Here is a 208-nt window from a genome sequence, read left to right on the forward strand (position 1 = left end):
TAATCCCCCGTTTATCTATTGGTATCACTACCTTTAAACGGTTAGCTAACCTCTAGTATTTCCTTTTAATACATCCATTTAAGTATTTAGTAGTCCCGGGCAGACTCGAACTGCCGACCCCTACATTATCAGTGTAGTACTCTAACCAGCTGAGCTACGAGACTCTATACTTTTTGTTTGTATCTTTTTTTTGGTATTAACAGCGAGA

The 208-nt window shown here is 38.5% G+C and carries 1 tRNA gene; it reads right to left on the reverse strand.

The features are described from left to right. Nucleotides 1–90: 90 nt before the first annotated feature. Nucleotides 91–164 (reverse strand) — tRNA-Ile (locus CF599_RS19310). Between the last annotated feature and the right edge of the window lie 44 nt (nucleotides 165–208).

This window comes from Myroides sp. N17-2, assembly GCF_002286775.1.
In the GTDB taxonomy this organism is placed as follows: domain Bacteria; phylum Bacteroidota; class Bacteroidia; order Flavobacteriales; family Flavobacteriaceae; genus Flavobacterium.